The organism is Rhodococcus jostii RHA1 (genome assembly GCF_000014565.1).
GTDB classification, from domain to species: Bacteria; Actinomycetota; Actinomycetes; order Mycobacteriales; family Mycobacteriaceae; genus Rhodococcus_F; species Rhodococcus_F jostii_A.
Genome location: NC_008268.1, coordinates 3,483,275 through 3,508,453, shown reverse-complemented (window position 1 = coordinate 3,508,453; position 25,179 = coordinate 3,483,275). Strand labels below are relative to the sequence as shown.

18 protein-coding genes and 1 pseudogene are annotated in these 25,179 nt (G+C 67.6%); 12 read left to right on the top strand and 7 right to left on the bottom strand.

The window, feature by feature from the left end:
• Positions 1-26 precede the first annotated feature (26 nt).
• The 4 genes from RHA1_RS16050 to RHA1_RS16035 are packed head-to-tail and all read right to left on the bottom strand — an operon-like array spanning position 27 to position 5,225.
• Positions 27-1,676 (bottom strand): dipeptide ABC transporter ATP-binding protein, encoded by a 1,650-nt coding sequence (locus RHA1_RS16050; protein WP_011595961.1) that lies wholly within the window; start codon positions 1,674-1,676, stop codon positions 27-29.
• Positions 1,677-1,688: 12 nt separating this feature from the next.
• Positions 1,689-2,621: an ABC transporter permease gene (locus RHA1_RS16045; protein WP_011595960.1), complete on the bottom strand. Its 933-nt coding sequence runs from the start codon at positions 2,619-2,621 to the stop codon at positions 1,689-1,691.
• A complete protein-coding gene (locus RHA1_RS16040) occupies positions 2,618-3,577 on the bottom strand; it encodes an ABC transporter permease (RefSeq protein ID WP_011595959.1) in 960 nt (319 codons plus the stop codon). Before RHA1_RS16040 ends, RHA1_RS16045 begins: the two co-directional genes overlap by 4 nt.
• Positions 3,578-3,620: 43 nt before the next feature.
• Entirely contained in the window at positions 3,621-5,225 is a 1,605-nt protein-coding gene (locus RHA1_RS16035; protein WP_011595958.1) for an ABC transporter substrate-binding protein, read from the bottom strand.
• Between the two features lie 346 nt (positions 5,226-5,571).
• Between RHA1_RS16035 and RHA1_RS16030 the strand changes: the two genes are divergently transcribed.
• Positions 5,572-7,944, top strand: a complete 2,373-nt coding sequence (locus RHA1_RS16030) for an arylsulfatase (protein WP_011595957.1) — start codon at positions 5,572-5,574, stop codon at positions 7,942-7,944.
• A gap of 50 nt (positions 7,945-7,994) precedes the next feature.
• Here RHA1_RS16030 and RHA1_RS16025 read toward each other — a convergent pair.
• Positions 7,995-8,895: pseudogene (locus tag RHA1_RS16025) on the bottom strand (M48 family metallopeptidase).
• 333 nt (positions 8,896-9,228) lie between these two features.
• Here RHA1_RS16025 and RHA1_RS16020 point away from each other — a divergent pair.
• From RHA1_RS16020 to RHA1_RS16010, 3 genes are all read left to right on the top strand, one after another.
• The gene (locus RHA1_RS16020; protein WP_081437527.1) at positions 9,229-11,568 is read left to right on the top strand and encodes a thiamine pyrophosphate-binding protein; all 2,340 of its coding nucleotides are present in this window, start codon (positions 9,229-9,231) and stop codon (positions 11,566-11,568) included.
• Between the two features lie 189 nt (positions 11,569-11,757).
• On the top strand, positions 11,758-12,672 hold the full coding sequence (gene kdgD, locus RHA1_RS16015; RefSeq protein WP_011595953.1) for a 5-dehydro-4-deoxyglucarate dehydratase: 915 nt from the start codon (positions 11,758-11,760) through the stop codon (positions 12,670-12,672).
• 174 nt (positions 12,673-12,846) lie between these two features.
• Complete coding sequence (locus RHA1_RS16010) at positions 12,847-14,034, top strand: NAD(P)/FAD-dependent oxidoreductase (protein ID WP_011595952.1); 1,188 nt, start codon at positions 12,847-12,849, stop codon at positions 14,032-14,034.
• Between the two features lie 71 nt (positions 14,035-14,105).
• On the opposite strand, the gene solA is transcribed toward RHA1_RS16010, so the two are convergent.
• On the bottom strand, positions 14,106-15,242 hold the full coding sequence (solA, locus tag RHA1_RS16005; protein ID WP_011595951.1) for an N-methyl-L-tryptophan oxidase: 1,137 nt from the start codon (positions 15,240-15,242) through the stop codon (positions 14,106-14,108).
• A gap of 183 nt (positions 15,243-15,425) precedes the next feature.
• On the opposite strand from solA, the gene RHA1_RS16000 reads away from it, so the two are divergent.
• The 4 genes from RHA1_RS16000 (at position 15,426) to RHA1_RS15985 (ending at position 20,035) form a co-directional block, all read left to right on the top strand.
• Positions 15,426-17,648: a thiamine pyrophosphate-dependent enzyme gene (locus tag RHA1_RS16000; protein WP_011595950.1), complete on the top strand. Its 2,223-nt coding sequence runs from the start codon at positions 15,426-15,428 to the stop codon at positions 17,646-17,648.
• Between the two features lie 127 nt (positions 17,649-17,775).
• On the top strand, positions 17,776-18,309 hold the full coding sequence (locus tag RHA1_RS15995; protein ID WP_041811533.1) for a gluconokinase: 534 nt from the start codon (positions 17,776-17,778) through the stop codon (positions 18,307-18,309).
• Positions 18,306-19,079 (top strand): SDR family oxidoreductase, encoded by a 774-nt coding sequence (locus RHA1_RS15990; RefSeq protein WP_011595948.1) that lies wholly within the window; start codon positions 18,306-18,308, stop codon positions 19,077-19,079. The genes RHA1_RS15995 and RHA1_RS15990 overlap by 4 nt, the downstream gene beginning before the upstream one ends.
• Positions 19,080-19,105: 26 nt before the next feature.
• Positions 19,106-20,035: a D-isomer specific 2-hydroxyacid dehydrogenase family protein gene (locus tag RHA1_RS15985; protein ID WP_011595947.1), complete on the top strand. Its 930-nt coding sequence runs from the start codon at positions 19,106-19,108 to the stop codon at positions 20,033-20,035.
• On the opposite strand, the gene nac is transcribed toward RHA1_RS15985, so the two are convergent.
• The gene (gene nac, locus RHA1_RS15980) at positions 20,029-20,946 is read right to left on the bottom strand and encodes a nitrogen assimilation transcriptional regulator NAC (protein WP_016881936.1); all 918 of its coding nucleotides are present in this window, start codon (positions 20,944-20,946) and stop codon (positions 20,029-20,031) included. The genes RHA1_RS15985 and nac overlap by 7 nt on opposite strands.
• 270 nt (positions 20,947-21,216) lie before the next feature.
• Here nac and RHA1_RS15975 point away from each other — a divergent pair, with 270 nt between their 5' ends.
• From RHA1_RS15975 to RHA1_RS15960, 4 genes are read left to right on the top strand one after another with little or no spacing between them, the layout of a single operon-like run.
• Positions 21,217-22,047, top strand: a complete 831-nt coding sequence (locus RHA1_RS15975) for a LamB/YcsF family protein (RefSeq protein WP_011595945.1) — start codon at positions 21,217-21,219, stop codon at positions 22,045-22,047.
• Positions 22,035-22,757 carry a 5-oxoprolinase subunit B family protein gene (locus tag RHA1_RS15970; protein WP_011595944.1) on the top strand — a complete coding sequence of 241 codons (723 nt, stop codon included), beginning with the start codon at positions 22,035-22,037 and terminating at the stop codon, positions 22,755-22,757. Before RHA1_RS15975 ends, RHA1_RS15970 begins: the two co-directional genes overlap by 13 nt.
• Positions 22,750-23,793, top strand: a complete 1,044-nt coding sequence (locus RHA1_RS15965; protein WP_011595943.1) for a 5-oxoprolinase subunit C family protein — start codon at positions 22,750-22,752, stop codon at positions 23,791-23,793. The genes RHA1_RS15970 and RHA1_RS15965 overlap by 8 nt, the downstream gene beginning before the upstream one ends.
• Positions 23,790-25,139 carry an MFS transporter gene (locus tag RHA1_RS15960; RefSeq protein WP_005250039.1) on the top strand — a complete coding sequence of 450 codons (1,350 nt, stop codon included), beginning with the start codon at positions 23,790-23,792 and terminating at the stop codon, positions 25,137-25,139. The genes RHA1_RS15965 and RHA1_RS15960 overlap by 4 nt, the downstream gene beginning before the upstream one ends.
• Positions 25,140-25,179: the final 40 nt, after the last annotated feature.

The following is a 25,179-nucleotide window of genomic DNA, read 5'->3' as shown; positions in this document are numbered from 1 at the left end:
ATCCACCTGGTTTCGGGCGATGCAGGTCACAGCGCTGCCGGCGCTTGTCGCCGGGCACGCTGTGCCACGGGGTCCGGGATCGGGAGAGCGGCCACGAGTCGCCGGGTGTAATCGTGCTGAGGGTGGGTCAGCACGGTCGTGGCGGGGCCGGTCTCGACCAGCTGTCCGGCCCGGAGCACGGCGACCGTGGTGGACACCCGCTCGACCACGGCGAGGTCGTGGCTGATGAATACGGCCGCGAAGCCGAGCTCACGCTGGAGGGTGGCGAACAGTTCGAGCACGTCGGCCTGCACGGAGACGTCCAGGGCGCTGGTCGGTTCGTCGGCGATCAGCAGGGTGGGTTCCAGCACGAGGGCCCGGGCCAAAGCGACCCGTTGACGCTGCCCGCCCGACAACTCGGACGGCAGCCGTGTGGCGAACGACGTCGGCAGCCTTACCGCGTCCAGCAGGTCGACAACCTTCTTGCGTCGCTCGGCGCGGGTGCCGACCCGGTGGATGTCGAGGGGCTCGGCGATGCTCTCCTCGAGCGTGAAGCGGGGATCGAGCGAGGCGGCGGGATCCTGCGGCACGAACGCCAGCCGACGACGCAGTTCCCGCAGCGCGGATCCGCGGGTGGCGGCGACATCTCGGCCGTCGACGCGGATCGCCCCGGTCGCCGGAGCAATCAATCCGGCGATCGTGCGACCCAAAGTGGTCTTTCCCGAACCGGATTCGCCGACCACACCGAGCACCTCACCCGCGGCCAGCTTCAATGACACGTTATCGAGCGCGCGGAACGCCGCCTGACCGCGCCGACCCGGGTAGACGACCGACACGGTGTCGACGTCCAGGACCGGTGTGCCTGCTTCTTCGACCTCGGCGTCCGGTTCTGCAACGTCGCTCGGCTGCGGAAGTCGGAGGACCGAGTCCAGCAGGTGCCGGGTGTACTCGTGCTCGGCTCGAGCGAAGATCTCGGTGACCTCGCCGCGTTCGACGACCTCGCCGAGCTGGAGTACCACCACGCTGTCGGCGATATCGGCGACGACACCCAGGTTGTGGGTGATCAGCAGGATGCCGGCGTTCGTGCGGTCCCGCAGCCGACGGAGCAGGGAGAGGATGTCGGCCTGCACCGTGACGTCGAGCGCGGTGGTGGGTTCGTCGGCCAGGAGCAGGACGGGGTCGTTGGCCAGGGCCAGGGCGATGACCACACGCTGCTTCTGGCCGCCGGAAAGTTGGTGCGGGTAGTAGTCGATGCGTTTGTCCGGCTCCGGGATCTCCACCAGGGTCAGCAGTTCGATGGCGCGTTCGCGCAACTGCTTTCGGCCCGAGTGGCCGTGGGCACGCAGGGCCTCACCGATCAGCCAGCCGACCGTGCGCACAGGATTGAGCGCCGTCTGCGGCTCCTGGAAGACCATCGCGACCCGTCCGCCGCGGACGGCCTCGAGTTCGCGTGCGGATGCGCCGAGCACCTCGACGCCGTCGACCTTCACGGAGCCGGTCGCGATTGCGGTGGGCGGGAGTAGTCCCATCGCGGCGCGGGCAGTGATCGACTTGCCGGATCCGGATTCGCCGACGAGCGCGACGATCTCGCCCCGATTCACCCGGAGGCCGATGCTCCGGACGGCGGGGCGCGGGTGGCTGAACGCCACCTGCAAGTCCGTCACGTCGAGGGCGGGAGTAGTGGATGCTGCGGTCACGAGGTGTCCTTTCTACAGGCGCCGCGCGTGCGCGAATGCCTGGGAGATCAGCAGAAAGCCGAGTGTCAGCAGGGAGACGACCACCAGGGGGCCGACCGCGAACAGCGGGTTGGTTTCGAGATAGCGGTTGCCGTCGCTGAGGATGGAGCCGAGCGACGGAGTCGGTGGCACCACACCGATGCCGAGGAAGCTCATCGCGCCCTCGATGAACACGGCGACCGACATAGACAGTGCCAGTTGCACTCCGAGCGGTTCGATCGAGTTCGGCAGTACGTGCTTGCGGAGAACCCAGCCGGTGCTCGCGCCGGAGACCACGGCGGCCTCGACGTAGGGAAGCTCGCGCACCTTCAATACAGACGTTCGTATGAGCCGGCCGAACACGGGTATCTCGGCGAGGACGATCACCAGCACGATCGCGCGGACCCCGGGCCCGAGCACGGCGGTCAGGGCGATCGCCAGGACGAGCGCCGGGAACGCGAGGATCACGTCGAATACGCGCTGCGCGACGACGTCGGTGTACCCCCGGATGCCGGCCACCAGGCCGATCAGTGATCCGAGTAACGCGCCGGCGGGCACCGCGAGGAACACGATCCCCAGGTCGGCCCGGATACCGAACAGCACCCGGGACAACACGTCACGGTTCACGTCGTCGGTGCCCAGCCAGTGTGTGGAACTGGGGCCGAGGAGGAACGACGCGTCCAACTGCTCGTCCGGCGCGAACCGAGCCAGTACCGGGGCCAGCGCCCCGAGGAGTACCACGATTCCGACGAGTATCGCGCCGGCCAGACCTCGGCCATGGGTCAGGCTGCGCCACAGCGGTTCCGTGCTGCGGCGTGGATCCCGATCCGCCGGGGTTTCCGGGACCAGGCCGGGCCGCAGGTCCGCGAGGCCACCGGGGGGCGACGCTTCCGATGTCGTCAGATCACGATCGACCAGCTCACTCATGCCTGTCCTCCCAATCGGATACGGGGATCCAGCCAGGCGTGGGCGACGTCGGTGAGCAGCTGCAGCACCACGAACACCGCGACGGAGAGGACCAGCAGCACCTGCACGAGCGGATAGTCACGGCTGTTGATCGCCTCCTCGGTGAGAAGCCCCAGGCCGGGCCAGACGAAGATCGATTCCACGAGGACGGCCCCGCCGAGCAACCCGCCCACGGTCAGTCCGAGAACGGTCAACACCGACGGCAGCGCATTCGGCAGCGCGTGTGCCAGGACGATGCGGCGACGACTGACACCGATCGACTGGGCCGTCACCACGTACGGTTGCCGCAGCTCGGTGTGCAACGCCTCCACCAGGAATCGGGTCAGGGCGGCCCCCGCCGGTATCGCCAGGGTGATCGCCGGAAGAACCAGATACTGCGCGGCGATGTCGGGCCGGGTCAGGAACCCGTCGGGTGGGGTCCCACCCGACGGCAGGATCGGCCAGAGGATCCCGAACACGAGCACCAGCAGCGTCCCGGTGATGAAGATGGGCAGCGCCGCCGCGATCGAGTTGTTCACCGTCACCACGGCGTCGAGCACTCGATTGCGGAAGATCACCGAAGCGGTGCTGACGACGAGCGCGTACACGACCGCGATCAGCAGCGCGGACGCCGCCAGCACCACCGTGTTCTGGGCACCGTAGGCGATCAGGTCACCGATCGACCCGCCGACGATGTAGGACTTGCCGAGGTCGAAGCGGAACAGGGAGCCGAGCCAGGACAGGTACTGCGCCACCAGCGGCCGGTCCAGACCGAGATCGGCGCGCACGGCCGCCAACTGTTCCGGTGAGGCGTCCGCCCCGGCGAGTGTCTCCTCCGGGCTGCCGGGAACCAGGCGGAGGATCGCGAAGATGAGGAGTGAGGCGAGGAACAGTACGAGGACGGCCGACGGGAGCCGCCTGGCCAGATAGGTCACCATGATGTCGAGTCCTGTGTCGGTGGGTGAGCGGGCGGTCGCCGGATCAAGTGCGGAGCAGGTACGTGGAGTCGAAGCGCGGGTCGTTGGTGCGGGACCAGTCGAATCCGCCGAGGTTGGTGGACACCACGACCTCGGTCTGCACCACCCCGATCTCCACCAGGAACAGCGACTCCAGTAAGTCCGCGTTCAGCGCACGGTAGGCGTCGATCGCCGCGGGTGACGTGGGGTCCTGCTGTTGCCAGGCCGCCACCGCGTGCGCCTGATACTCCGGGTCGAGGAAGTTGGAGGCGTTCTTCACCGCGTTGAACGGGAAGGCGGCCACGGCCAGGGTGGACGGAGTCATCTGCGCGAACCCGTGCTGGGTGACCCACAGCCCCGGGAACTGGCCGGCCACCAGCAGACTGGTCATCTGGGCTGCGTCGGTGGGGATCAGGTCGACGTCGATGCCCACGTCGCGAAGGTTCGCCTGGATGATCTCGGCGATGATCCGCGAGGTGCGGTCGGCGGGGTAGTTCAGCGGAATGGTCGGGACGTCACCGACCTCGGCGACGAGTGCGCGCGCCCGTTCCTCGTCCCGGCCGTAGGTGTTCGCGGTCTGTTCGTCGTAGGCCGGCGAGGTCCGCGGCCACGGCAGGCTCGAGGCGTAACCCTTGCCACGGTAGACGTCGGTGAGGATGCGGTCCCGGTCGATCGCGTACGCGATCGCCTGCCGGACCCGTACGTCGTTCAGCGGCGGTGCGGAGACGTTGATCCCGATGTACTGATCGGACGCGGCGCCTTCCAGCACGTGGGAGCGGAACCCGCCCCGGGAGACGGCGAGTTCGGCGTCGAGCGAGGGCAGATCGTAGGCGGCGTCGATCTGGCCGGTCCGCAATTTGGTCACGAGCGCCTGATCGTCGGAGACGACGGCGAACGTCACGCCGTCCAGGTGGGGCGGATCACCCCAGTAGTCGGCGTTGCGGGCCAGCGACAGCGCGACCTTCGGCTGCCAGGAGACGAACGTGAACGGTCCGGTGCCGTTGAACACCCGCCCCTCCTTCAGCCCGTCGACGGTGTCGCCGTCGAGGATGGGCGCGACCGCCAGGAGGTCGAAGATGTTCCCGGTCGGCTGCGACAGGGTGAGCACGATGCGGTGAGGGTCGCTGGTGTCGAATGCGGTGATCGCTGCCGCGGTGCGCCGGAACTGCGCGTTCCAACTGGGATCGGTGTAGGTCCGCAACGTGAATTCGACGTCTCTCGACGTGAATTCCTTGCCGTTGTGGAAGCGGACATCGTCACGCAGCGCCAACTCCAGTCGACGTCCGTCGTCCGACAGCTGCCACGCCGTGGCCAGCCGGGGCTCGGGCTCGAGACTGCCGTGCGGGTATTGGACCAGGGTGTCGAAGACGTTGGCCGAGACCCCGCCGTTGGTGGGGTTGTTGCCCAGCGACAGGAACGTCGCCGGGATCAGGTCGGCACCGACACCGATCCGCGCCGTCCCGCCCGTCGGCACGTCCTCTCCCGGCTGGAGCACCGATTCCGTACCCGACCGCTGCAGGCCGACCGCCGAGGTGCACCCGCTGACCAGCACCACGAGGGCAGCGACAACCGCCGACACGACAAGGCCCTGTCGCCGGTGCGTGGTCGACGTGCGGAAACGAGAAGACATGGCTGTGTCCTAAGGGTCACCCGAAGGGAAGTGGGAAGGGCAGGAGATACGCGGAACCCGTGAACAACCCGGATCGCGTTGTCCGGACGACGAGAGGCGTGAGGGGACGTTCAGCTACGGCAGCGACACCGCATGGAGGCGCGATCGCAGCTGGTCGGGGTACCCATGGGATCGAAGCTAGCACCGGCTCGGAGGCCCGACCAAGTTCGATCAGTGGTTGAAATCTGCATGATTCTAACCACTCGACGGGCCCTTGGGCGACCGTAGTATTTCCCGGATTGCACGGGGAAATATTTCTCCGATTCTGTGGGGAAAGACGCCTCGGATCGTGAAAGGGATTGTGATTGTGACGGATTCGGCAACCAGCGGAGACGGGCAGGGTTCCGGGGGGCAGCAGATCCCTTCGGGCGCGCGAGGGTACGACGGATTCGGCGGACATATCGGGCGGACGAGTGCGGAGTCGACGCCGTGGTGGGCGCCGGAGACGAAAGCCCCCGCCGGTGCGCCGAACATCGTGGTCATCCTCATCGACGACATGGGCTACTCGGACATCGGACCGTTCGGCTCCGAGATCGACACGCCCAACCTGAACCGGCTCGCCGACAGCGGTTACCGGCTGTCGAACTATCACACCACCTCGGTCTGCTCACCGGCTCGCGCGGCGCTGCTCACCGGCCTGAACCCGCACCGCGCCGGCTACGGCAGCGTCGCCAACTTCGATCCCGGCTTCCCCGGCCTGCGGATGGAACTCGCCGACGACGCGCTCAGCCTCGCGGAGATTCTGCGTGCGAACGGGTATGCCACGCACGCGGTCGGCAAGTGGCATCTCGCGCGCGACACCAACCTCGCGCCGGGTCGCACCCGCGACTCCTGGCCCCTGCAGCGTGGATTCGACAGCTACTACGGCTCGCTCGAAGGGTTGAATTCGTTCTACTACCCGAACGAGTTGATCTCCGACAACTCCGTGGTCGACGTCGAGGAGTATCCGTCGGACTACTACGTCACCGACGACATCACGGACAAGGCCGTCTCGCGGATCAAGAGCCTGCGCGCACACGACGCCGACAAGCCGTTCTTCCTGTACTTCTCGCACATCGCGATGCACGGACCGCACCAGGCCAAGCCCGAAGACCTGGCCAAGTACCGCGGCCGCTACACCGAGGGCTGGGACGCAGTGCGACGCAGCCGCTTCGACGCACAGCTCGAGGCAGGCTTCTTCCCGCCCGGCACCCAGATGGCCGAGCGCAACACCGAACCCGGTTACGACGCGCCGCCGTGGGACGAGCTCACCGAAGAGGAGCAGCTGCGGTTCGCCCGGTACCAGGAGGTCTACGCCGCGATGGTCGACAGCATCGACCAGAGCGTGGGGCGGGTGCTCGACACCCTCGACGAACTCGGCGAGACCGACAACACCATCATCGTGTTCACGTCCGACAACGGCGGCACCGCCGAGGGCGGCGCGGCGGGAACGCGTTCGTATTTCAGTCAATTCGTGCACGGACCGGTCCCGTCGGACTGGGTGCGCGACGTTCCGCACGACGAGGAACTGATCGGCTCGGAGAAGATCGGCGTCCACTACCCGCGCGGCTGGGGACAGGCGTCGAATACCCCGTTCCGGTTCTACAAGGGGCAGACGTTCGCCGGTGGAGTCCGGGTGCCGTTCCTGCTGTCCTGGCCGGCGGGTCTCGGGCGCGCCGACGGTGACACCGGACTGCGCAAGCAGTACTCGTACGTCACCGACATCACCCCGACGCTCCTGGATCTCGCCGGACTCGAAACTCCGAGCCACCGGAACGGGCTTCCCGCCCAGGAGCGCGACGGTGTCAGCATCGCCGAAGTTCTGCGGGACGCCGCGCAGCCCACCCCGCACACCGAGCAGTACGCCGAGTTCGGTGGTCACCGCGGGTTCTACCGGGACGGCTGGAAACTGCTGTCGCTGCACACGGATCCGACCCGGGTCGACGATCCGCAGTGGCAGCTGTTCGACGTCGAATCCGACCCCGCCGAAACCACGGACGTCGCGCATCTCTTCCCTGAGAAGGTGCGGGAACTCGCCGAGGCGTGGGATCGAGCGGCGTGGCACAACACCGTGTTCCCGATCCTCAACGACCGCAAGGCCGTGCAGCGGCGACCCGACGAGCGTCGCCTCGCGGAGCCGGTGAAGATCCTCGCGGGCACGCCGACGCTGGAACGCTATCGGTCCAGTGTGCTGATCCAGTACCGCGACTTCACCATCGACGTCGCCACCCATGCGATCGCCGCGGGCGACGAAGGTGTGCTCGTCGCGCACGGTGACCCGCACGGCGGATACGTGCTCTACGTCGAGGGCGGCCGAATCGTGTTCGCGGTCAACAGCTACGGCCGCGTCGCGCACACCTCCGCGCCCCTCGGTGCGGATGTGGTGGGTGTGCAGGTGCGGGCGGAGGCCACCGAATCCGTTCGGTGGAACTTCACCGTCACCCTCACCGACTCGGCCGGGGTCACCACCGACGTGGCCACACTCGACGACCAGTTCCAGCTGGTCGGCATGGCGCCGTGGACCGGGATCTCGGTGGGCGTCGACGCCCGCGGACCCGTCGTGTGGAATCTGAGGGAACGACGCGGAACCTTCCGATTCACCGGCAGACTGCGGTCGGTCACCTACATCCCCGGCCCCGTGCGGGTGCCCGAACCGGTCATCCAGGAGGTCGAGGAGCTGGCCGAGGCGATGGCCGACTGACAGGAGAGTCGGGCGCGCGAAAACGCGCCCGACCTCCGATGGGTTCCCGGTCAGCTGTCGCCGTCGGAATCCTTCTTGCCGTCGGAGTTCCTGCGCCAGTGCGTGAACCGCTCCTTGATGTCCGCCGCGACGTCGCCGACGCCGTTGCCGACGGCGTCCACGGTGGTGCCCAGTCCGCTGCCGATCTCGCGGAGCATGCGGATCAGCGGGTCGTTCGAGGTGTCGAAATTCTGTTTGTACGATTTCGCGGCCTTGCGAAATTCTTCGCTGATCTTGGCGTCGTCGTCCTCGCTGCGGCGCGGGTACTCCCCGCGGAGGATCGCCGCGTAGGCGCCGCTGTCCACCCACTTCTTCAGCTCGGCGGCGCGCAGCACCGAGAACGGGTGGGAGAGCAGTTCGATGTTGAGGAGCTTGAGGACACCGTCGCGCAGGTCGCCGCTGGCGTCGTACTCGGCTGCCTGCGCCAGGAAGGCCTCGGTGTCGATCTCGCTGACCCGGGAACCACCGGCCAACTTCAGCTGCACGCGAAGAGCCGTGTGGACGTCCTGCCCGCACAGCAATCCGGCACGGTCACCGGACAGTTCCGACTTACGCTGCCATTCCATGAGCGCGGCGATGATCGCGCGCAGCGCCCACCCGCCGATCGGGATCCAGCCGATGGTCCCGGCCAAGCGCATCAGAGGGTGTTTCGTCGGCGCCGAGAATGCGCACGCAGTCGCTGCGCAGGTCGTGGAGATCGCTGAACTGCCGTTCGTCGACGCGCACGGACGTCGCGAGGTACATCAGCCGGTGCTGGCGCTCCTGCAACAGACCCGAGATGGTCCGGAAGACCGTGTCGAACCCCTTCAAGGTGCGCAGGGTGACGAGCGCCGCCCGATCCGCGGGGTGCTCCCACGCACGAGAGCTGATCTCCGGGAACGCCGTGCGAACGCGGTCTGGTGTGGTGGTCAAGCTTCCCCCCGGGTCGGTGTGCGCGGTGCGGAGCCCTCCCGGTCAGGGTAGCGCCGGAGGGTAGCGGCGGCGGTCGTGCTGGGCATTTTGCCAACCGCCGCCCACGGTGGCTGCTCCGAACATGCGCAGGATGCTCAAACGTGACGCTCGGTATTGCTCAAAGTGCGTTCCGGTGGTCGACTGTTGTGAGAGATCTGCACACGAGACCTCGAAGATGCGGTGAGGTCGGTTCCCACAGGTCCGCCTGCCCGTCACCGCCGATACGCCTCGCTCACGAACTGGGCCGAGGAGGATCGGATTCGGTGCCAGGAACTCACAGGCAAGGACGAAACGATGAACGACGCCCGCACGATCGACGACCACACGGCGCAGCTCACCCCGCGCGCGGCCACTCCGGAAGCGCTCGTGGAGATCGAGAAGCGCGTGCTCTGGTTGGCGACGTCGATGATCCACCACGCCAACCGGGTTCGCCCGAATCCGACGGGGTTGAAGGTGGGTGGCCATCAGGCGTCGTGCGCGTCGATGGTGTCGATCATGACGTCGCTGTGGTTCGAGCAGCTCCGGCCGGGTGACCGAGTGTCGGTCAAGCCCCACGCGTCGCCGGTGCTGCACGGTATCAACTACCTGCTCGGTGAGCTGGACGAGAAGTATCTGACGACGTTGCGGGAGTTCGGTGGCCTCCAGTCGTACCCGAGCCGGTCGAAAGATCCGGATCCGGTGGACTATTCGACCGGTTCGGTCGGCATCGGTGCAACGGCCCCGATCTGGGGTGCCATCGCCCGCCGCTACGTGAACACCCAGATCGGTTCGGCGGGGACGGGCAGGCAGTACTCCCTCGTCGGTGACGCCGAGCTGGACGAGGGTGCGGTGTGGGAGGCGATCCTCGACACGTCTGTGTCCGAGCTCGGTGAGATCGTGTGGATCGTCGACCTGAACCGGCAGTCCCTGGACCGGGTGGTGCCCAACATCGCCGCCGGCCGGCTCGAGGCCATGTTCGCTGCCGCCGGGTGGCAGGTGATCACCGTGAAATTCGGGACCCTGCTCGAGTCGCTGTTCGCCCGGACCGGTGGTGCGGCGCTGCGGACCCGGATCCTGGAGATGCCCAACCCCGAATATCAGCGGCTGCTGCGGTGCGACGCCGAGCAGGTGCGGGTGCGGCTGCCCGGGAACGGCCCCGATGCGGCGGCGATCGCGTCGCTGATCGCCGACCTCGACGATGACACCCTGCTGCGGGCGATCCGGAACCTCGGCGGGCACGACCTCGACGCCCTGCGCGCCGCGTACGGGCAGATCGACGACACCCGGCCGACGGTGATCATCGCCTACACGATCAAGGGCCGCGGCCTGCCGACGCAGGGGCATCCGCAGAACCATTCGTCGCTGCTGACCGTCGAGCAGTACGAGCAGCTGGCCGCGGAACTGGGCATGGACCCGGCGAACCCGTGGGCCCGGTTCGAGGCCGGCAGTGCGGCGGGCCGGGTGTGCGCGACGACCGCGGACCGGTTGCGGCGGAACCCCGTCGAACCGGCAACCCCGCCCGCGGTGCCGGCTGACATCGGCCGCACCCCGTCCGGCACCTCCACCACCCAGGCCGCACTGGGTCGGGCGCTGCTCGACCTGTCCCGGGAGGCCCCCGACGCGGCGAAGCGGGTGGTCACGGTCAGCCCCGACGTCTCCTCGACCACGAATCTGGCGGGGTGGCTGAACAAGGTGGGGGTGTGGTCGCCCAACGAGCGCCGTAACTGGTTCGACGACGACGCCGAGACGATCATGCACTGGCGGGAAAAGCCCACCGGGCAGCACATGGAACTCGGCATCGCCGAGACGAACCTGGTCGGGTTGATGGGTGAGCTCGGTGCCACCTGGAGCCGGTGGGGGCAGCCGCTGTTCCCGATCGGGGTGATGTACGACCCGTTCGTCGAACGGGCCCTCGAGCCGTGGTCGTACGGGATCTATGCGGGTGGGCAGTCGATCCTGGTCGGCACCCCGTCCGGGGTCACCCTCGCCGCCGAGGGTGGGGCGCACCAGTCGATCAAGACCCCGTCGATCGGCCTCGAGCAACCCGGCTGTGTCAGCTACGAACCGGCCTTCGCGATCGACGTCGAGTGGACGCTGCTCGACAGCATCTCCCGGCTGGGCCGACCGGACGGCTCCTCGTCGTACCTGCGGCTGTCGACCCGCCCGGTCGATCAGACCCTCGCGGCCGTGCCGACCGACCCGGCCGCCCGGGAACGTCGCCGCCGTCAGGTCGTCGCCGGCGCATACACCCTCCGCCACACCGAGAAGCCCGCCGTCACGTTGGTCGGCATGGGTGCGATGATCACCGAAACCCTGACCGCCGCAGACCGGTTGGCCGAGCAGGGCATCGCCGCGGACGTCGTGTGCGTGACCAGCCCCGGACTGTTGTTCGAGGCGATGCAGGCGCGCCGCGGACTCGCCGACGGCCCGTCGTGGATCCTCGACCAGGTGTTCCCCGCCGACCGGGCGGCACCGATGGTGACCGTCCTCGACGGGCACCCGCACACCCTCGCGTTCCTGGCCGGGATCAACCACGTCCCCGGTGCCGCGCTCGGTGTCAGCAAGTTCGGGCAGGTCGGCTCCCTCGACGATGTGTACCTCTACCACGGCATCGACACCGACAGCATCGTCCGCGCCGCACTCGACATCTCCTGAACGAACGGGACGCTCGTTGCGTCAGATCGAACGAGCGTCCCGTTGGTTCGGCGCAGACGGATCCTTTGATGCCTTTTCGGTATCAAAAGATCCATAACTAGTGTTGGACTTGAATGGTTGACGCTCCTAGCCTTGTGGACACAGCGCGCACCGACGGCGGCGCGATTGCGAACGAGGAGAACGAAACCCATGGCCACTGCGTCCCCCCACGAGATCGCTCACAAGCTCGGCTCCGGTCTGTTGTCGTTCCCGGTCACCCACTTCAAGGACGACCACTCGTTCGACGAGGCCGCGTACCGCGAGAACATCGGCTGGCTCGGGCAGTTCGACGCCTCCGGGTTGTTCGCCGCCGGTGGCACGGGCGAGTTCTTCTCGCTCACCCCGCCCGAGGTGGAGCAGGTGGTCCGGGCCGCGGTACAGGAGGCACCCGACGGTCTCCCGGTGATCGCACCCGCCGGTTACGGCACCTCCACCGCCGTGCAGATGGCCCGGTCGGCGGAGAGCGTCGGCGCGCACGGCATCCTTTTGCTTCCCCCGTATCTCACGGAGGCGAGCCAGGACGGCCTCGTCGCCCACGTCAAAGAGGTGTGTGCCGCAACCACTCTCGGGGTGACTATCTACAGCCGCGCCAACGCGGTCTACACCGAGGCCGCTGTCGCGGAGCTCGCGGACAGCTGCCCGAACCTGGTCGGTTTCAAGGACGGGGTCGGAAACATCGAGCAGATGACGCGCATCTACGCGAGTCTCGGCGACCGGCTGACCTACATCGGCGGACTGCCCACCGCCGAGATGTTCGCACTGCCCTATCTCGCCTTGGGCGTCACCACCTACTCCTCGGCCATCTACAACTTCGTGCCGAAGTTCGCGATCGACTTCTACAACGCACTCCGCAGCGGAGACAACGCGTTCGTCATCAACGCGCTCAACGAGTTCGTGATCCCGTACTGCAACCTGCGCAACAAGAAACAGGGCTACGCGGTCAGCATCATCAAGGCCGGCATGACGGTGATCGACCGACCCGCCGGCCCCGTCCGCGCGCCGTTGACCGACCTCGACGCCGTCGAACTGGCCGAGCTCGCCGACCTGATCAAGAAGGTGAGCTGAGCCGCATCGTCCGCGATCTATCATCGGAGAACGCCATGACACTCACCTGCTGGACTCCGCGACCCGCACCGCGCTCGGCACCGCCTGGCGAATGTCGGGAACGACCGAGGGGCACGGGGTAGAGTCGCCGCCCGGCGTACCGGAACGCATCGAGCTGAACGATAGGGAAATGCGATGACGAATCGTCGATCCGAGACCCAGTGGGACTCGGTGAGCGCCTGGGACGACGACCCGGTGGTCGCGTCGTGGAACGGTCTTCCGGTGTTGGAACAGAATGTCACGGCCGACGTGTGTGTCGTCGGCCTCGGCGGGTCGGGTCTCGCGGCGATCGGCGCCCTGGTCGAACGTGGGCTGCAGGTTGTCGGCGTCGACGCCGGGCGGGTCGCGGCCGGCGCGGCGGGGCGCAACGGCGGCTTCCTCCTGGGCGGCCCGGCGACGTTCCTCCACTCGTCCCTCTCGACCTGGGGGACGTCGTCGGTCGATCTCTATCGCGCAACTCTTCTCGAGTTGGACCGGCTTGCCGACATGCTGGGGCCGGAGATCATCGCACGGACGGGCTCCATTCGCCTCGCGGGATTGCCCGGCGAACCTGTCGACGACGCCGAGGCCGCCGACCGTGTGGCGGAACTCGCGGATTGCGCAGCACTGGAAGCGGTGCTGCGGGAGCGCGACATCGCTGTCGAAGAATACGACGGCGAGCTCGGGCGCGGCCTGTTTCTGCCCGACGACGCGGCCATGAACCCCTCCCGCCGAGCTCTGGGGCTGGCGTCACTCCTTCGGGGGCGGGCCGGCCTGTACGAGCACTCGGCTGTCACCTCCGTGGAGAGTGGAAGGGTGACAACAGAACACGGTACGGTCAGTGCGCCGGTCGTCATTGTCGCGGTGGACGGCAAACTCGAACAGGTCCTCCCGGACTTGCAGGGGCGGGTCCGGACGGCACGCCTGCAAATGCTCGGGACGGCGCCGGGTCTCCCTGAACGCCTGCCGTGCCCTGTGTACGGACGCTGGGGATACGACTACGCCCAGCAAGCGAAGGATGGGCGCCTGTTCGTCGGGGGCGGACGAGACCGTTTCGTCGACACCGAGTGGACATTCGACACGTCACCCACTCCGGACGTCCAGGGTTACATCGAACGAGTAGCGGAACGTATGGCGGGCAAGCCCGTCGACGTCGTTCGCAGATGGGGTGCGTCCGTGAGTTACACCACCGACGGCCGTCCCCTCTGCTCCGAGGTTCTTCCCGGTGTCATCGCCATCGGTGGGTACAACGGGACTGGAAACCTGGTGGGTCCCGTCGCGGCGCGTGCGGCTGTGGCACTGGCACTGGATTCGACGACACCCCCGGTGTACTTCTCCGCATAGGCAGCAGCGAGGGGGAGGGCCGGCGGCCCTTCCCCTCGATCGCAACCGCACGAACGCCGTATTCCGGTGTGTCAATCCGCGAATCGGTTGACATCGAACAACTCCAAAGGGAACTCGGGGGTCGAGCCGCAACTGAGATCGGCTGCGATCTCCCCGATCACCGGTGCGAATTTGAAACCGTGACCAGAGCACGCGGAGATGACCGTCACGTTCCTGTAGGCGGGTGGATTTCCGATGACGAAGTGGCCGTCGGGTGTGTTCGTGTACATACACACTGCGGCCCGCACGGGGCGCGAACCCAATCCAGGCAGATAACGACGAACGAGATCCCGCAACGGAGCGGTGTCCTCGTCGTGGACCACACGATCCAACTCGTCAGGGTCGGTCTCGCGCCCGCCGAGATGGAGCGCGATCTTGACCGTCTTGCCGTCCATGCTGGGGAAGCCGTACCACGTACCTTCCGGACTGTCCCTCAGGAATACCGGGAACCGGTCCGGCCCGAACTGCGTCGGATCTTCGGCCGGGAACCATGCGAGGATCTTGCGCTCCACAGTCAACGGGAGCTGGGCGGCCGGGAGGAGGCCGGGAATCCAGGCGCCGGCCGCGACCACGACGTGGTCGGCTCGAATGACCTCGTCGTCGAGCCGCACGAGCACCGTGTCACCGGGACCGTCCTCGATATTCAGTACGCGGCTCTCGGGACGCACAGAGGCACCCAGTTCGCACGCACGGCGCGCGGCACCGGTGATCGCCAACTCCGGCCTTATCACGCCGGCGTCCTTCTCCCAGATGGCCGTATCCCCCTCACGCAATCGCTGAGTAGGAAACCGGGTAGCGAACTCGGCCGGGTCGAGAATCTCCTGGGTGAGGGCATGGACCTTGGCTGCTTCGAGGGAGCCACCCACGATCACGCCGGTCGAGGGGCCGATGCTGAGGCCCCCGGTCATCGTCAGGACGGGTTCGCCGGTTTGCTCACCGAGTTCCCGCCATCCTCGGAGTGCGGCCCGGAGCATCGGGACATACGCGGGATCCTCATGATATGCGGTTCTGAAGATGCGCGACTCGCCGTGCCCGGAGCCACGATCGTGTCCGGGAGTGAACTGCTCGAGACCGACGGCAGGAACACCCCGCTCCGACAGTCTCCACATGATTGCGGAGCCCATCGTGCCGGTACCTATCACGGCGACACCGGTCCTCGTCGTGGTCATCGAGCACGCACCAGCGTGTATTCGGCGGCGGGGGAATTGGTCATGATCACAGTCTCTCGAATGTGCAGTACGTCTGTCCCGGCAGGTAGTGGTGCCGTCGAGCGCATCCACTACCTGCTGAATCAGACATGCTGCCATCCTGCGACTCTTGCCCGCTGGTCGGCGCCACAGGATGATCGAGGAATGGCCGAACAGATCGACGACTACTTCACCTCTGTCGTGTCGGGGCTGGTCCCCGTGGAGAGCCGCCCCGGCGTCGGTCCGGAGGATCCGATCCAGCCGCCGTCCCCGTTGTCGGTGCAGGGCGCTCTGGACCTCTTCGACGCCCAGGTCGGCAGCAGGCATCTCGATCTGGCGGCCCGCTGGTTGCGGTCGCGGGGCAAGGGTTTCTACACGATCGGCTCTTCCGGGCACGAGGGCAATGCCGCTGTCGCGGCCGCGCTGCGACCCACCGATCCCGCTCTGCTGCACTACCGTTCCGGTGGTTTCTTCCTGGCGCGGGCGCAGCAGGTGGACGGCAGTGATCCGCTGCGCGACGTCCTCCTCGGTCTCGTGGCCGCGACGGAGGAACCGATATCGGGTGGTCGGCACAAGGTGTTCGGCCGCCACGATCTCAACATCATTCCCCAAACCTCCACCATCGCTTCGCATCTCCCACGCGCTGTCGGTGTCGCCTTCTCCATCGCCCGGTCGGAGAAGGTGCATGTGCCCTCGCCGTGGCCGGCGGACGCGATCGCCGTCGGCAGCTTCGGGGATGCGTCCGCGAACCATTCCACCGCCGTCGGTGCCATCAATACCGCGGTGCACGCCGCCTATCAGGGGTTGCCGTTGCCGCTGCTGCTGGTGTGCGAGGACAACGGGATCGGGATCAGCACCAAGACTCCGAAGGGCTGGATCGCCGCGAACTTCGGTGACCGTGCGGGCCTCGAGTACTTCGAGGCGGACGGATCCGACCTGCCGGCGGCGTACGCCACGGCAGTGTCGGCCGCCGAGTGGGTCCGGAGGAATCGGAAGCCCGCGTTTCTGCATCTGCGCACCATCCGGTTGATGGGTCACGCCGGTTCCGATGTCGAGGCCGCGTACCGGACATCTGCGGAGATCACCGCCGACTTCGAGCGGGATCCGGTGCTGTGCACGGCGAAACTGCTGATCGAGCGCGGACATCTGAGTCCCACCGAGATCCTCGACCTCTACGAGAAGAAGCGCGCCGAGGTCCTCGAACTGGCCGAGCAGGTCGGCGAACTACCTCAACTGGACAGTCCCGCGGCCGTGATGAAGCCCCTCACCGACAGCGCCGAGCAGGCCGCCGCGGCCGCGCCGGAACGCGTCGACCCGGACCGTCGCGCGCAGTTCGTCGGATCCCCGCTTCCCGAGGACGAAGGTCCGCTGACCACCGCTCTCGCGATCAACCGTGCCCTGCTCGACGTGCTGGCCCGGTACCCCGAGGCGCTGGTGTTCGGTGAGGACGTCGCCCGCAAGGGCGGGGTGTACGGGGTGACCCGGGGTCTGATGAAGAAGGCGGGGTCGGCGCGGGTGTTCGACACGCTCCTCGACGAGCAGGCGATCCTGGGTCTCGCGCTGGGAGCGGGAGTGTCCGGGCTGCTGCCCATCCCGGAAATCCAGTACCTGGCGTATCTGCACAATGCGGCCGATCAGATCCGCGGGGAGGGTGCGACGTTGCAGTTCTTCTCCGACCGCCAGTACCGCAACCCGATGGTGGTGCGGGTTGCCGGATACGGGTATCAGAAGGGGTTCGGCGGGCATTTCCACAACGACAATGCCGTCGCCGCACTGCGCGACATCCCGGGCATCGTGGTGGCGTCCCCGGCGCGTCCCGACGACGCCGCGGCCATGATGCACACGTGCGTCGCGGCCGCCCGCACCGCGGGGGCGGTGTGTGTGTATCTGGAACCGATTGCCCTGTATCACACCCGCGATTTGTACGAGAACGGTGACGAGCAGTGGCTGGCACCGTATCCGGATCCGGCGAAGCGGGCCGGGAATCACGTGCCGATCGGCTCCGCCCGCACGTACGGTGACGGCGCCGACCTGACGATCGTCACGTTCGGCAACGGGGTCCGGATGAGTCTGCGGGTCGCGCGCCGTCTCGAACGGGCGAACATCGCCGCGCGCGTGGTGGACATGCGGTGGCTCGCACCGCTGCCGGTGCACGACATTCTCCGGGAGGCGAACGCCACCGGCCGGGTGCTCGTCGTCGACGAAACCCGCAAGTCGGGGGGAGTGTCCGAAGGTGTGGTGACGGCGTTGATCGACGACGGCTTCACCGGGCCGCTGGCACGCGTCACGAGCGACGACAGCTTCATCCCCCTCGGCGACGCCGCCCTCGAGGTCCTGCTCTCCGAGGAGACGATCGAGGCCGCGGCGGTCAAACTCGTGAGCCGATAGCATCCGCATCCCTCGCGCTTCGCTATGACGGCAACGTCAACCGGTATCCCCTCCGCCATTGCCAAGCTGTTGTCCGGTCGGGCATGTTCGAACTGCATCTCTCCACACCGGCGGACAGGAACATTTCATGAGTGGCGATCAGCGACCCCACATCGTGGTGATGGGGGTGACCGGCTGCGGGAAGACGACAGTCGCGCAGCAACTTTCCGAACTGACCGGCCACCGGTTCCTCGACGCCGACGATCTGCATCCGCCGTCGAATGTCGAGAAGATGGCCGCCGGTATCCCGCTGACCGACGACGACCGGGCGCCGTGGCTCGCAGTCGTCCGCGACCGCCTGCAGGCGCTGTCCGATCAGGGACGCCGGGGTGTGGTGGCGTGCTCGGCGCTACGGCAGAGCTATCGCGACATCCTCCGCGACGTCTCCGACCCGGTGTTGTTCGTCCACCTCACGGGAGAGCGGGAGGTCATCCACGGCCGGATGCAGGCGCGGAGCGGGCACTTCATGCCGCCTGCCCTGCTCGATTCCCAGTTCGCGCTCCTCGAGCCGCTCGACGCCGACGAGTTCGGCGTGGTCCTGGACGTCGCTCCGGCACCGGATGCGATCGCACGGGCCGCCGCCGAATACCTGCACGAAGAACGAAAGGTTGCCACACAGTGAGTTCGCACGGGAATTTCGATGTGGCGGGCAAGATCGCGCTCGTCACGGGGTCGAGCCGGGGAATCGGCTTCGCGCTCGCCAACGGACTCGCCGAGGCGGGTGCGGAGGTCGTGCTCAACGGCCGCGACGCCGACGCCCTCGCACGCAGCCGCGACGAGATCGTCCGCGCCACCGGCGCGACAGTCCACACCTGCGCCTTCGACGTGACCGCTCCCGGAGAGGTCGCGGCCGCCGCGCAGCGGGTCGAGGACGAGATCGGTCCCGTCGAGATCGTCGTGAACAACACCGGCGTCCAGCACCGCAGCCCCCTGCTCGAGTTCGGCGACGACGACTTCCGTCGCGTGCTCGACACCAACCTGAGCAGCGCCTTCTTCGTCGGCCGCGAGTTTGCGCGGGCGATGGTCCGGCGCGGGCAGGGGAAGATCGTCAACATCTGTTCCGTCCAGAGTGAGCTCGGCCGGGCGGGCATCGCCCCGTACGCCGCGAGCAAGGGCGGGCTCAAGATGCTCACACGAGGAATGTGCGCCGACTGGGCGCCACTGGGCCTGCAGACCAACGCCATCGCACCGGGGTACTTCGACACCCAGCTCACCGAGGCGCTCGTGAACGATGCCGACTTCAGTGCGTGGCTGACCAAGCGCACGCCCGCCGGGCGGTGGGGTCGCACCGAGGAACTCGTGGGTGCACTGCTCTTCCTCTCGTCGCCGGCGTCGGACTTCGTCAACGGCCAGATCCTGTACGTCGACGGCGGCCTCACCGCCGTAGTGTGATCCCCACCCGATCGACTCGAAAGACCATGATGCCGAACACCGCAACGCCTCGTATCCACCTCGGACCGCACCCGGACGCCGCGCTGATGCGCGGGATCGAGCGGGGCGGAGGCGTACTCGCCCCGCTCGACGACGCCGAAGCCGTGGTGTGGGCGCACGGCCCTGACACGTTCCCGGCGCAGTTGCCGGACTCGGTGCGCTGGGTGCAACTCCCCTCAGCGGGTGTGGAGCCGTGGATCTCCGCGGGGATCGTCGACACCGAGCGGACCTGGACGTCCGCGGCCGGCGCCTACGCCGGCAACGTCGCGGAACACGGAGTCCTGCTGCTCCTGGCCGGCGTCCGTGCTCTCACCGAGCAGGTGCGCGCGACCTCGTGGCGCAAGGCAGAATTCGACCCGCAGGTGGGCACACTGCGCGGGGCGACGGTCGCCATCGTCGGGTGCGGTGGCATCGGTCGCGCGATGATCCCACTGCTCGACGCGTTCGGGGCGCGGGTGCTCGCCGTGACCCGTTCGGGAATCCCGGTCCCGGGTGCAGTCGAGACGCTGCCGTCCGATCGGACGTCGGAAATCTGGTCCAGAGCGGACCATTTCGTCATCGCCGCGCCGGCGACGGCGGCGACCGCGCACATCGTCGACAAGGACGCGCTGGCGCAGATGAAATCGACGGCGTGGATCGTCAACGTGGCGCGCGGCTCCCTCATCGACACCGCGGGACTCGTCGACGCGCTGAAGGCCGGATCGATCGGCGGGGCCGCCCTCGACGTCACCGATCCCGAACCACTTCCCGACGGACATCCGCTCTGGACCCTGCCGAATGCCATCATCACGCCGCACGTCGCGAATCCGGCGACCGGTCTGACGCGGTTGCTTGCCGATCACGTCGCGTCCAACGTCGAACGCTTCGCTGCCGGAGCGCCTTTGATGGCGCCGATCGACCGGAGCCGGGGTTACTGAAGGCCTCGTTCGGCTTCCGAACTGGTCCGGATGTAGTTGGCGACGACACTGCGCAACACCTCGCGTACCGCCTCGGCAGGTCCCGAGAGCGGCTGATTGGCGGGTGTTCCGAGGGAGACCTGGACTTCGATGGTCGGTTCGATCCGGCGGAGTTCCAGGTTCTCCACATTCATGATGCGGCGGGCCACGGAGAACGGTAATACCGTCGCGCCCAAACCGTTCCGGACCGCCTGCGCCATCAAGGTCACCGATTCCACCTCGCCGACCACCCGCGCGTGCTCGAAGGCGTGTTCGTAGGCCTGCTCCACCACCTTGCGAATGGTGTGCATCGGGCCCGGCAGCAGCAGCGGCAGGTCGACGAGATCCTTGATGGCGACGGCCGTCCCGGTGTCACCGGGCAGACCGGTGCCTGCCGGCGCGACGACCATCAGCTCCTCGGTGAGCAGACGCTCGAAGTTGACGCCCTTGATCGGCCCGGCGTCGTAGAGCAGCGCCATATCCATGCGGCCAGTCATCATGGCCTCGCTCAGCACGCCACCGAAATTCTCGTTGATGTGCAGAAGGATGCTGGGGTACCGCGACCGCACCGCGGTGAGCAGCGGCAACGCGATGGAACTCACCGTGCTGTACGGCGCGAGCCCCACGGAGACACCGCCCGCTAGTTCTCGGCCGACGACGCTCACCTCGGCGTGAGCGCTCTCCACCTGCCGCAGGATCACCTGCGCGTGCCGGTACAGCGCGCGCCCCGCATCGGTGGGTTCCACGCCCTGCTTGCTGCGGATCAGCAGCTGCTGACCGAAGTGGGTCTCCAGCGCCGTCATCTGCTGGCTCAGTGCCGGTTGGGCGATGTGCAGAATGTCGGCCGCCCGCGTGATGCTTCCGGCGTCGACGATGCGGACGAATGAGAACAAGCGTCGGGTATCCACGAGCGATCTGCCTTTCTGACAATGCGGCGACGCAAGCACGCCGCGGTTTCGACAAGGTTGCCGGGCGGAAACACCGCCGTAGCCAAATGCGAGGCGCTGTTCTTCCGTTTTTGCATCGCCGCTGTTCAAACACCATAGACGTTCGTTATCGCCTCACGTAAAACAGGTATTAACCGCCCGAACCGGATCCTGCGTAGCGTCCGTTTACATCGAAAGTTCACAGGAACTGCACCAGCGGTTCCACTGCAGGTCCCCATGGGAGGCACCGTGACTGTCAAGATCGATCTCGTCGCCGACCTCGGCGAGAGCTTCGGCGCATGGACGATGGGCGACGACGACGCGCTGCTCGACGTGCTGACGTCCGCCAACGTCGCGTGCGGATTCCATGCCGGTGACCCCAGGACCATGGACGCCACGGTCCGAGGATGCGTCGCCCGCGGAATCGGTATCGGCGCGCACCCCAGCTTTCCCGACCTGGCAGGGTTCGGCCGGCGCGCGATGGACCTCACCGCAGACGAGGTCCGCACCGACGTTCTGTACCAACTCGGCGCGCTGTACGCCTTCGCGACCTCGCACGGCACGACGCTCTCGCACATCGCACCGCACGGTCGGTTGGGAAATCTCGTCGCGACGCGGGCGGACTACGCCCGCGCCGTCGTCGACGCGGTGGAAGCGTTCGACCCTCGGCTGATCGTGCTCGCCCAGGACGGTGAACTCGCCGACCACGCCCGTGAACGGGGGATTCGCGTGGCGATCGTCGCCATCGTGGACCGCGCGTACCGCTCGGACGGCACCCTGGTGCCGCGGTCCGAGCCCGGTGCCGTGATTCACGACCAGGACACTCTGGTGGCGCGCACGGTGCAGATGGTGACCGAGGGTGTGGTCGAGGCCGTCGACGGCACACGCATCCCGATCGAGGCCGATACGGTGCTGCTGCACGGTGACGGCGCCGACGCCGTACGCAACGCGCGAGCGATCCGGGAGGCGCTCCTGCGTGCGGGCGTCGTCATCGCCCCGGTCACCGAGGTCCTCGCGGCCAAGGAAGCAGCCAAGGAAGAGAAGGAGTCCGCGACGTGTCCGGCGTGACGTGCATCCGGCCGCACCGGGAGTTCGTCCTCTCGGATTGCGGAGACTCCGCGGTACGTCTGACGTCGCTGTCCCCGGATGCCGAGGAGCGCTGGCGGGTGGTCCACACGGTCGCCGCCGCACTCGACGCACGCGGCGACGAGGTCGCGGTCACCGGCATCATTCCCACGTACGACGCGGTGCTGGTCGAATTCGATTGTGGTGCAACCACCCACGGGGCCATTCGTGCGCACGTCGAACGACTTGTCGAGCTCCCCGCGGATGCCGCGGCGCGCGGCCCGCGGCAGTTCGAGATCCCCGTCGTCTACGGGGGAGAATTCGGCCCCGACCTCGACGACGTGGCAGCACACCTCGAACTCTCACCGGCCGAGGTGATCCGACTGCACGGCGCAGGCCCACTGACCATGCGCTGCTTCGGTTCCCCGGGCGGCGCCCCGATGCTGGACGGTCCCGCCTTCCCGCGGCCCGTCCCACGCCGCACGATTCCGCGGCCACACGTACCGGCAGGCGCGGTCGCAGTCGCGGGCAGGCAGGCCGTCGTCTCCGCGCGTCCCGCGCCGGGAGGCTGGCCGGTGATCGGCCGAACGCCGCTGACCATCGTCGATCCGGCGACGGACCCACTGTCCGACTTCCGGCCCGGCGACACGTTCCTCTTCGTTCCGATCGCCGCGGCCGAGTGGTCGACGTACGAGGGGGTCCGGCATGGCTGAATCGATCACCCTCACGACACCCGGGCTGACCTCGATCCAGGACCTCGGCCGGCTCCGAGCGTCCCGGTTCGGCCAGATGACCGGCGGGGCCTCGGACCAGTACAGCGCCGACGTGGCGAACGCACTGGTCGGGAGCCCGCGTACGGCACCCCTGCTCGAGATGGTCGCCATGGACTTCGGCGCCGTCGCGAGCATCGACCTGCTCGTCGCGGTCACCGGAGCGCCGGCGGAGGTGCAGGTCGGGGGTGTCACCCGCCCGCAGTGGGAGCCGTTCGTGTGGACCGCGGGCGAAGAACTCACCGTCCGCGGAATCCGCGACGGGCTCAGGGTCTACCTCGCCGTGCACGGAACGATCGACGCGCCCTACCTGCTCGGTAGTTGCGCCCCCGACTCGGTTCTCGGTTTCGGCCGGCAACTGACGGTCGGCGAGTCCGTCGCCATCGACGTCGACGGACCGCCGATCGACCACCCGCACTTCCGGATGCCGCTGTTCCGGCTCGGCGCCCGGCCCGCGGCCTTCACCGGATGCTGGACCATCGACGTGACCGATGGTCCCGACGTCCACGAATTCGGCTCGACCGCCGCCCGATTGTTCGACACCCCCTTCGCCATCGGCGGCAACTCGAACCACATCGGCCTCCGCCTCACGCCGACCGATCCGGACAGCGCGGTCCCCAAGCGGGACCGGTCGACGGAGGTGCTCTCCCGCGGAGTGCCGATCGGTGCGGTCGAGGTTCCCGCCGGCGACGAGATCCTCGTTCTGCATCGTGGACGAGGGGTGACCGCCGGATATCCGGTGCTCGCGGTCGTGACCGCCACCGCTCTGTCCCAGCTCGGCCAGGCACGGCCCGGCCAGGAGGTCCGATTCAGGAAAGTGACCGTCCCCGACGCCGTGGACGCGTACCGGACACAACGACGCTCGATCGATCTCCTCCGCTCCCGCGTGGCCAACGCCTTCGCCAGCCTTCGGATCCCCCTTCACACAGAAACGACATCCGCCCAGCACAGCTCGGTACCCCAGATGGAGTCAGCATGACCAACGCGATCTCACCCGACACGGCCGGGCACACGTCCGAACACGAGGTGCAACCCCGCCAGCTACGCAAAGTCGTTCTCGCAGGCTGCGTGGGCATCTTCGTCGAGCTCTACGACAACGGCATCTTCGCCTTCATGGCGACCGCCCTGGCCATCGTCTTCTTCGACGTCTCCAAGTCGAGTGACGCGCTGATGCTCGTCTTCGCCGGTTACGCGATCTCGTTCTTCGTGCGACCTCTCGGCGCGGTCGTCTGCGGCATCCTGGGCGACCGGATCGGCAGGCAGAAGATGCTCGTCTTCGTCATCATGCTGATCAGCGTCGCCACCGCGGGAATCGGCATTCTCCCGACCTACGCCGCGATCGGCGTCGCCGCACCCGCGCTGTTGATTCTCCTGCGCATCCTGCAGGGATTCTCCGTGGGCGGTGAGGCGGCGGGAGCCATGACCTTCCTCGCCGAGCACTCACCGGAGGGCAAGCGCGGACTCATCACCAGCTACGCACAGATCGCGTCCTTCTTGGCCCTGCTCACGGGCACGCTCGTGGCGTTCGCGATGTCACCGTGGCTCAACGAGGCCGCCATCAACGGCGGCGGACCGGCCAGCTGGGCCTGGCGTGTGCCGTTCCTCGTCGCGATCCCGATGGGCATCATCGGCTGGTACATCCGCCGGGCCATCAGCGACACCCCGAACTTCGAGAAGCTCAAGGCCGAAGGCGGACTGTCCCGCAACCCGCTGAAGGAAGCGTTCGCGACCCCCGAGCACCGCAAGGCGATGCTGCTCGCGCTGTTCATCCCGCTGATGAACGGCTCCGGCTACTACGTGCTCTTCTCCTACATGCCGACGTTCCTCAAGGGCGACAACATCGGCTTCTCGACCGGCACCGCCCTGCTCGTGACCGCGGCAAGTCTCGTGGCGATCTGCATCGCCATCCCGTTCATGGGTGCTCTCTCCGACCGCGTCGGCCGCAAGAAGGTCATCGCCGGCGCGGCGATCGCCATGGCCATCGGCGCCATCCCCTGTTACGCCCTGATCGCGACCGGCAACTTCGTTCTCGCAGTGGTCGGCGCGTGCATCATGGCGGTGATCTTCGCCGGTCACACTGCCGTCATCCACATCCTCATCGTCGAACTCTTCCCCACCCGGGTCCGGTACTCGGCGTACGGGCTGGGCTACAACATCTCCTCGGCGGTCTTCGGCGGCACGGCGCCCCTGCTCATGACCTGGCTGATTCCTCAGTTCGGAATCTACGTTCCCGCGGTCTACGCCGTCGTCACCGCGGTGGGAACCCTCATCGCCGTCAGCACCATCACCGACCGGGCGCACGTGCCTCTCCGCGACACGCTCTGACGGACTCAGACTCGGCCCGGTGGTCTCCTGACCACTCGAA